Genomic DNA, 7,870 nt, shown 5'->3' on the forward strand with positions numbered 1-7,870 from the left:
CCCTGGGCGGCATCGTCGCCAACCTGAACGTCGACGGCGGCAACCTGCTGGGCCGCTCCACCGACTTCCGCGTGCTGGGCGAGAACAAGAGCACGCTGGGGCCCGGCTTCGCGCGGTTCGTGGCGGGGCAGGGATGGCGCACCGCGCCCGACGAGCACCCGGAGCGCGGCTACTTCTACCGCTCGGACCACTTCTCCTTCGCCAAGGCGGGCATTCCCGCCATCTCCATCGCCGCGGGAACGGAGTACGAGGGCAAGCCGGCGGGGTGGGGAACGCAGCAGCAGGAGGCGTACACCGCGCGCTGCTATCACCAGCCCTGCGACGAGTACCGCGCCGACTTCGACCTGACGGGCGCCGTGCAGCTCTCCGAGGCTGTGCTGAGCTACGCCCTGCAGATCGCCAACGGCAGCGAGATGCCCGAGTGGAGCCCGGACGCGGAGTTCCGGCGGCCGTCGTCGCGATAGGCCGGCAGGTACGGAACCACGTGGTACGGCAGTGCTTCCCCCATGGAGGCGCTGCCGTGTTCTACCGAGCTACAGGAGATGTGGATGAGAGGGATGCGATGGATTCTGCTCGTGGCGGGGCTTCTGCTGGCGCCGATGGTCTCGGCGGCGCAGGAAACGCCGGAGCAGGTGGTGCAGCGCTACTTCGAGACGTTCAGGAGCGGCGACTTCGCCGCGAACGCCGCGATGATGGACCCCGCCGCGCTGGCCGAGCTGAAGACGGCGATGGTCGGCGTCGCCGACGCCACCGGGGTGTCCGCGGATGAAACGCAGGCCCACCTGCGCGAGACCTTCGGCGTGCAGAACACGGCCGAGCTTCGCGCGCTGGAGCCGGCGGTGCTGTACGAGCGGATGCTGCGGTCCGTGCTGGGACAGGGCGAGATGCGCGAGGTGCTGTCGGGCGCGCGGGTGAACGCGCTGGGCCACGTGCTGGAGGGCGACACCGCCCACGTGGTCTACCGCATGAGCATGCAGGTGATGGGGAACAGCATCGACCAGGTGCAGGTGGCACCCGTGCGCCGGGTGGACGGGCGGTGGCGGGTACTGCTCACCGGCAGCTTCGCGGCGATGATCAACGCCATGCCGGCCGCTGGAATCGAGCCCTGATGGTGATGCAGCCGCTTCACGAGGCCGAGCTGGCCGGGGGCACCACGGGGGAGCTGGCCGACCTCGCCGTCCAGGCGGTGGAGACGGCCGCGCTGGACATGGGGTTGAACCCGCTGCTCTTCGCCCGGGAGCTGGCCCAGGGAGAGATCGGGCTGCTCGTGTCGTACCTGCGCGCGGCCTCGGCCCACGTGAACGACCTGGACCTGCACGACCGCATCGACCGGCTGCTTCACCGGCTGACGGAGTGGACCCAGGACGCGGAGTAGAACCAGCGCCGAGTCAATGTCACGGCGCTACATTGCGCGCCTGTGGCGGAAAAAGAAAAGGCGGGACGAGAAGCTGCTCGTCCCGCCTTCCTTTCATTCCGCCGCCGGCCGCTCCGATTTCTTCTTTTCCAGCGCTCGCGCGTATTTCCGGAAGCCGTCCACCACGTCGTCCGCGTACGCGAACATGTTGCCGACGGCTACCTCCGCTTCCTTGGGCAGCGCCATCTCCAGCAGCTCGATGGCGCGCCGGATGGCCTTGGCGCGCGCGTGGCTGGCGCCCTGCTCGGCGCGGATCCGGCGCTGCCGCTTCCGCGGAACAGCGCCTCCTTCCAGGACGGCGCGGCCGCTATCCGTCACCATCACACGGCCGTTGTGCTCTTCGATGCAGTCGCGCGACTTGAGGGCGCGCACGATGCGTCCGTCCAGGTCAGCAGCCGAAACGGGGCTGGCCTGTCGGTGCAGGTAGCGAAGAAGATCGACCTGTTTGTCGTTCAAAGCCTGGGACATGACGGAAAAATGTTGCTGCGCACTCGATCCCGCAAGCCCCGTCTGCAAACTCCGCGCATTCGCTCGCTTTTCGCCAATCGATTTATCTTTGTAACGGTACAGCAATTTGCGACAACATGCACCCGCGCGCAGGCACTCAAACAGATATACGGAAAAAACGCGGCCCGGAAACTGGCTCCGGACCGCGATCTTTCTGTCGACTCCTACTCCGCGTCGAACGCGCCTGCTTCAGTCTCCGCGCATTTCCGCTGGATCGATCCCCTCGCGCAGGCACCACTCGCGGTAGACGGAGGGAAGGATCTCGGACGGCTTGATCTCGCTGCGTCCGCCCCAGAAGACGTTGGTGTAGCCGAGCGGAATGCCGGCTTCTTCCAGGTGCCGGTCGATGGCGGCCTTGTGGGCCAGCACCAGCTCCTTGTCCGTCCCGTGCGCCACGCCCATCACGTTCACGTCGCCGAACTCGGGGCCGCCCTCGCGCCAGTAGGCGTGCGTCATCACGTAGTGCCGGCCCACCTCGCGCCCGGCGTCCATCTCGCGTCCCGGCGGCACCTTCCAGTGGAACAGCGCGTTGTACCGCGTCACCCGCGTTCCCGCCGCGGACGGCTTCACGTGCTCCAGGAAGGTGCTGAACCGGCCGACCACGCCGCGCTCGTTCAGTCCCCGGGCCACCTCCAGAAACGTCTCCAGCGGCACCCCGGCCTCCGCCGCGCGCGGGGCCCACGGGTCGGCGGAAATTTCTTCGACGGCGAACTCGCGCTTCAGCGGCCCCAGCACCTGCCATTCCAGCTCCGAGAGCTCCACCATGGCGGTGTTCTGCACCGCGCCGGGCTCGTCGCTGCGCGCGCCGGGCTCCATTCCACGGCGGCGGACGTGGCCCACGCCCAGGGTGAAGAGCGCCCTGGCCGGGAGCAGCTTGTACGCTTCGGCCCCGACCTTCTGGCGAAGGTACTCGGCGTGCTTCTGCAGCGAGAAGCCCTGGGGCACCTTGAGGGTGGTCCACAGGCGGTACTTGCTGCCAGTAGTTTCGGCGTCGGTGGAGCGGACGACCACGTGGCCGCTGAACGGGTCCTGCTGGAACATGTAGTTGAAGGCGGCGTCCAGCTTTTCGGGCGCCACGTTCCACGCCACCAGCGCGCCGGGCGCCAGGTTGGTGGCCAGCATGGTCTGGCGCACGCGGCGGATGACGCCCGCGGCCAGCATGGCGCGCACGCGCTCGATCACCGTCTCCAGGTCCACGCCCGAAAGCCGGCTGATCTCGTGGAACGGCTGGGCCTGGAAGCCCTGGATGCGGTCCTCGGAAACGGCGAGAATGCGCGCGTTCACCGGGTCGGTGGTTTCCACCGGCACGGTACCGGTCGCTGCCTCGTTCGAGTTATCGGTCATCAGCTGCTCGATTCGTATTTTGTCATCCACGCCGGCACCGAGTCATCCTAAGCCCGGCCAGCCCCCCGACCACCGTCCACGCGGGCACCCTGTCATCCTGAGGCCCAGGCGCACCCTAATCGCCCGTACACCCTGCTGCGCGGGCCGAAGGATCTTGCCGCGGATACGTACCAGCCCGGGCGCGGCAGCGGTCACGGAAGCATTGGCCTCGGCTCCGCTGGGGCCCTCACCCGTCCTCGCCCAGGCTCGTCCACCCTCTCCCACAAACAGCGTGGGAGAGGGGGTACACTTCAGGCTCTGGTGCGTGGGCTGGCTGCTACGCGGAACTTCAGCCCGGAGTGCGCCCCCGCACGGGCGAATGAATTCGCTGCAACGACCACACGAAGTCTGCCTTCGCAGACTGGCCTGCCCGGGTGTGGGTCGAAGCCCGGGGCGCGCCCGGAAGGTGGTGCAGTTCTCCCCCTCTCCCGCTTGCGGGAGAGGGGGCCGGGGGGAGAGGGCAGCCGGGGCCCGCACGGTCCTCTCCGAAGCGCTCCGACCTGCGGTGCGCCTCCCGCACGGGCGAATGAATTCGCTGCAACGACCACACGATGTCCACCTTCGTGGACTGCCTTGCTCTCGTGCTTCCGCCGCGGTGTGGCGCGCCCTGACTGTGTGGCGGATCCCTCAGTCGCTGCCGGCTAAGGCGTGCGGGCGGGTCCGTCGTGGCCGCTCCATCGGGATGACATTCCGTGGGTGGCGATCGGTCCGCAGGGGAACCGCGAGCCTTAGCCCTCGCCCGCGCCGGTGCCCGCGGCGGGCGCGTCCTCCCGCAGGGTGACCTTGTACACCTCGGGCGGGGCGTTGGGCTTCACGCGAACCGACTTGGCCGGAATGCCAACGTTCACGTGGTACGGCCGCACGTTCTTGGTCGCCACGGCCATCGCGCCCACCATGGCGTTCGTGCCGACGTGCGTGCCGGCCAGCACGGTGGCGTGATAGGTGATGCGCACGTCGTCGGCGATCACCGTCTTCAGGTTGCTCACGTCCACCTGGTCGACGATGGAGTGCGTGTGCGAGTAGATGTTCGCGAAGTCGCTGATGGACACCCGGTCGCCCAGCACGATGCCGCCGCGGTCGTCCAGCAGCACGTTGCGGTGCACCACCACGTCGTCGCCCACCTCCAGGTTGTACCCGTAGCTGAACTCCACATTGTGGAAGCACTTGAAGTTGCGGCCCACGCGCTTGAAGATGAACGGCGCCAGCGTCCGCCGGAACTGCACGCCCAGGTGCACGTTGCCGCCCAGCGGGCTGCGGTCGAACATCTGCCACATCCACAGCAGCGGCTTGCGCGCCTGGAACGCCTCGTCGTCGATCTCGGCGTAGTATTCCGGCTCCAGCGTCACGTTGCGTGCGTCCATCTGCGCCAGCCCCGCCCGCACGGCGAGCGGCAGCGTCGCGGGATCGCGGTCCAGCATGCCGGGATAGAAGAGCGCCGTCAGCGTGCGGCGGCACAGCTCCCAGCGGTCGTCGCCGCGCTCCAGGCCCGTGCGGATCTCCTCCAGCCACTCCGCGTACAGCGCCGTGGCGTCGGCCGCGGGCTCCAGCTTTCTCAGGGGATATCGGGGCATCGTCAGAGCGCGTCGTTCGGTCGGTGCGTGCGGCGCGGAGTGTGCGCCATGGTGCCCCAAAGGTAATCCCGGCCCGTGCGCGCCCGCAAACCTGCCGGCATTGCCGGGGGGCGTGCGCCGGAACAGATTCGGTGATCCGAAACCCCGGCGGGCGCCAGTGCGTATCGGTGTGGATCGGCCTCCACACGTAAGGGCCGGCGGCGCGGCACGACCAATGCGCGTCTCCGGTCCGTCCAACTGAACCGCAACCGCCAATGTCCGTGATGCACGACGTTCTGCGCGACCGCGTGATGCGGCACCTGGAGGCGCTTCCCGAAGCGCAGCTGTACCAGGCGCTGGACTACATCGAGTTCCTGTCGTCCAAGTACAACCGCTCCGTGCGGCAGCCGGGGGGCATCCAACGCTTCGGTGAGGTACTGGAAGACAAGATGCGGCAGCAGGGGCTGGCGTTCGGCACCATCCGCGGCGCGCTGAGCGTGGTGGGGACGGCCGGCAAGGTGGTGTCCGGGATCACCGACGCGGGGCGCTCCGTCGTCCGCGAGGTGGAGAACCTGGTGACGCCCGCGCCGGAGCCGCCGCCGCCCTCCGCCCTTCCGCCGGCCGCGCATCCCACCTCCGCCGCGCCCAACCCGGCGCCCGCGCAGGGCGGGGGATGGTTCGACACGGCGGGGCGTATGGTGTCGGGGATCACCGAGGCGGGCCGGACGATGTGGAACGAGGTGAGCGCGCCGCCGCCTCCCGCGCAGAACGGCGGCCCGGCGCAGCCCGACCCGGTACGGCAGCCGGACGGCGACCCGGGTCCGCCGCGCATTCCGTAAGCAGGACGCCTTACCCCAACCCGGAGGGCACGTGCAGTACAGCGACGACGATCCCCAGCCGCACGGCGGCGAGCACGACGACGACCTGGTGGGCCCGCGCCGCGGCGCCACGTCGCGCGGCTCCGAGGGCGGAGGCGCGATGTCCGGGGGCCAGGGCGCCTCGGGCGCGCAGCACTCCGGCGGGCCGTGGGAGCCGGCGGAGGGCGACGAGGACCTGATCGGCCCGCGCAGGCGCTCGCGGTTTTCGCTGGACGACGACGCGGCCGACGAGCCGCCGGTGCGCCGCCCCGCTCGATCCCCTCGTTCAGGCAGTGGCGGGGGAGACCCGGCGCAGGTGGCCCTGAGCGTCGTGCGCGAGCTGCCCAGCTTCCTTCGCCTGCTGATGGGGCTGGCGCGCGATCGCCGCGTATCGATCGTGGACAAGGCGCTCGTGGGCGCAGCCGTCGCCTACTTCTTCGTTCCCGAAGACGCCATCCCCGACTTCGCCGCCCCGTTCATCGGGCAGGTGGACGACGTCATCGTTCTCGGCGTGGCGCTGGGGCGCCTGCTGAGCAACGCGGGGAGCGAGGTGCTGCTGGACCACTGGCACGGCGACATGGAAACGCTGGAGCAGGCCATGTCGGTGCTGGACCGGGCGTCCGGGGCGCTCCCCGGGGCCCTGCGCAACCTGATCGGCGCCCGCTAGTCCCGGCCCGATCGGCGAAGAAAGCCCGCTCTCCTCGATGGGGAGCGGGCTTTTCGCCGTCGCGATGAACCGGCGCGGAGCCGGTTGACAGGGGTGCAAGGAAGGCCCTAACTTCCGCCATGGAAAGACGAAACGCCGCAGAGACAACCCAAACGCCCGCCGTCCTCCTCCGCCATCGCGGAGCCGAGGCCCGGCGGGCGCGCCGCATCGTGGAGGACCGATGAACCGACCGGACGCGCCCGCGCCCCGCTTCGTGGGCGAGGGGCTGACCTTCGACGACGTGCTGCTGGTGCCGCGCCGCTCGGCCGTGCTCCCCGCGCACACCAGCGTCGCCACCCGCCTGACGAACAAGATCGACCTGGCCATTCCGCTGATGTCGGCGGCCATGGACACGGTGACCGAAAGCCGCATGGCCATCACGGTGGCGCGCGAGGGCGGCATCGGCATCATCCACAAGAACATGTCCATCGACCGCCAGGCCGAGGAGGTGGACCGGGTGAAGCGTTCCGAGAGCGGAATGATCCAGAATCCGGTGACCATCGGCCCCGACGAGACGCTGACTGACCTCATGCGGCTGATGGAGAAGTTTTCCGTCAGCGGCATTCCCGTGGTGGGCGGCGACGGGCGGCTGGTGGGCATCATCACCAACCGCGACCTGCAGTTCGAGTCGGACCGCACCCGGCCCATCCACGAGGTGATGACGCGCGAGGGGCTGGTGACGGCGCCCGTGGGCACGTCGCTGGAAGAGGCGGTGCAGATCCTTCACAAGCACCGCATCGAAAAGCTGCCTGTAGTCGATGCCGACGGCGTGCTGCGCGGGCTGATCACGGTAAAGGACATCCGCAAGCGGGCGCAGTTTCCCAACGCGTGCAAGGACGAGCGCGGCCGGCTGCGCGTGGGCGCGGCCATTGGCGCCAGCCTGCGCGACGTGGACCGCGCGGCGGCGCTGGTGCAGGCGGGGGTGGACGTGCTGATCGTCGACACGGCGCACGGCCATTCCGAGGGCGTGCTCGACGCGGTGGCGCGCATTCGCGAGGCCTTTCCCGACGCGCAGCTGATCGGCGGCAACGTGGCGACGCGCGAGGGCGCGGCGGCGCTGGTGGAGCGCGGGGTGGATGCGGTAAAGGTGGGCGTGGGCCCGGGCTCCATCTGCACCACCCGTGTCGTGGCGGGTGTGGGCGTCCCCCAGCTCACCGCGGTAATGGATGCGGTGGAGGGCGCCGCCGGGCGGGTGCCGGTGATCGCCGACGGCGGCATCAAGTACTCCGGCGACATCGTCAAGGCGCTGGCGGCCGGGGCGCACGCGGTGATGATGGGCTCCATGCTGGCGGGCACGGAAGAAAGCCCGGGCGAGTCGTTCCTGCTGGAGGGCCGGCGCTTCAAGATCGTCCGCGGGATGGGCTCGCTCGGCGCCATGAGCGAGGGCTCGGCCGACCGCTACTTCCAGGACGCGTCCGACGCGCGCAAGTTCGTCCCCGAGGGTATCGAGGGG

Annotated in this window: 9 protein-coding genes; 6 read left to right on the forward strand and 3 right to left on the reverse strand. The window is 69.6% G+C overall.

The features are described from left to right. The 3 genes from VIB55_RS16130 to VIB55_RS16140 all read left to right on the forward strand — a co-directional run. On the forward strand, positions 1–464 hold a 464-nt coding region (locus tag VIB55_RS16130), incomplete at its 5' end, for a M28 family peptidase (protein WP_331877689.1). Between the two features lie 93 nt (positions 465–557). After that, positions 558–1,109, forward strand: coding sequence for a hypothetical protein (locus tag VIB55_RS16135; protein ID WP_331877690.1), 552 nt, complete (start codon positions 558–560; stop codon positions 1,107–1,109). Beyond that, the gene (locus tag VIB55_RS16140) at positions 1,109–1,375 is read left to right on the forward strand and encodes a hypothetical protein (protein ID WP_331877691.1); all 267 of its coding nucleotides are present in this window, start codon (positions 1,109–1,111) and stop codon (positions 1,373–1,375) included. The genes VIB55_RS16135 and VIB55_RS16140 overlap by 1 nt, the downstream gene beginning before the upstream one ends. 93 nt (positions 1,376–1,468) lie before the next feature. Here VIB55_RS16140 and VIB55_RS16145 read toward each other — a convergent pair whose 3' ends face one another. From VIB55_RS16145 to VIB55_RS16155, 3 genes are all read right to left on the reverse strand, one after another. Then, complete coding sequence (locus VIB55_RS16145) at positions 1,469–1,987, reverse strand: hypothetical protein (protein ID WP_331877692.1); 519 nt, start codon at positions 1,985–1,987, stop codon at positions 1,469–1,471. 123 nt (positions 1,988–2,110) lie between these two features. Next, a complete protein-coding gene (locus VIB55_RS16150) occupies positions 2,111–3,265 on the reverse strand; it encodes a hypothetical protein (protein ID WP_331877693.1) in 1,155 nt (384 codons plus the stop codon). A 767-nt stretch (positions 3,266–4,032) separates the two neighbouring features. Further along, a complete protein-coding gene (locus VIB55_RS16155) occupies positions 4,033–4,875 on the reverse strand; it encodes an acyltransferase (protein ID WP_331877694.1) in 843 nt (280 codons plus the stop codon). A 263-nt stretch (positions 4,876–5,138) separates the two neighbouring features. Here VIB55_RS16155 and VIB55_RS16160 point away from each other — a divergent pair, with 263 nt between their 5' ends. The 3 genes from VIB55_RS16160 to guaB form a co-directional block, all read left to right on the forward strand. Next, positions 5,139–5,693, forward strand: a complete 555-nt coding sequence (locus tag VIB55_RS16160; RefSeq protein WP_331877695.1) for a hypothetical protein — start codon at positions 5,139–5,141, stop codon at positions 5,691–5,693. A gap of 31 nt (positions 5,694–5,724) precedes the next feature. Further along, positions 5,725–6,378 (forward strand): YkvA family protein, encoded by a 654-nt coding sequence (locus VIB55_RS16165; RefSeq protein ID WP_331877696.1) that lies wholly within the window; start codon positions 5,725–5,727, stop codon positions 6,376–6,378. 220 nt (positions 6,379–6,598) lie between these two features. Continuing rightward, positions 6,599–7,870: IMP dehydrogenase (guaB, locus tag VIB55_RS16170; RefSeq protein WP_331877697.1), on the forward strand; the 1,272-nt coding region annotated here is incomplete at its 3' end.

Source organism: Longimicrobium sp. (assembly GCF_036554565.1).
Classification (GTDB): domain Bacteria; phylum Gemmatimonadota; class Gemmatimonadetes; order Longimicrobiales; family Longimicrobiaceae; genus Longimicrobium.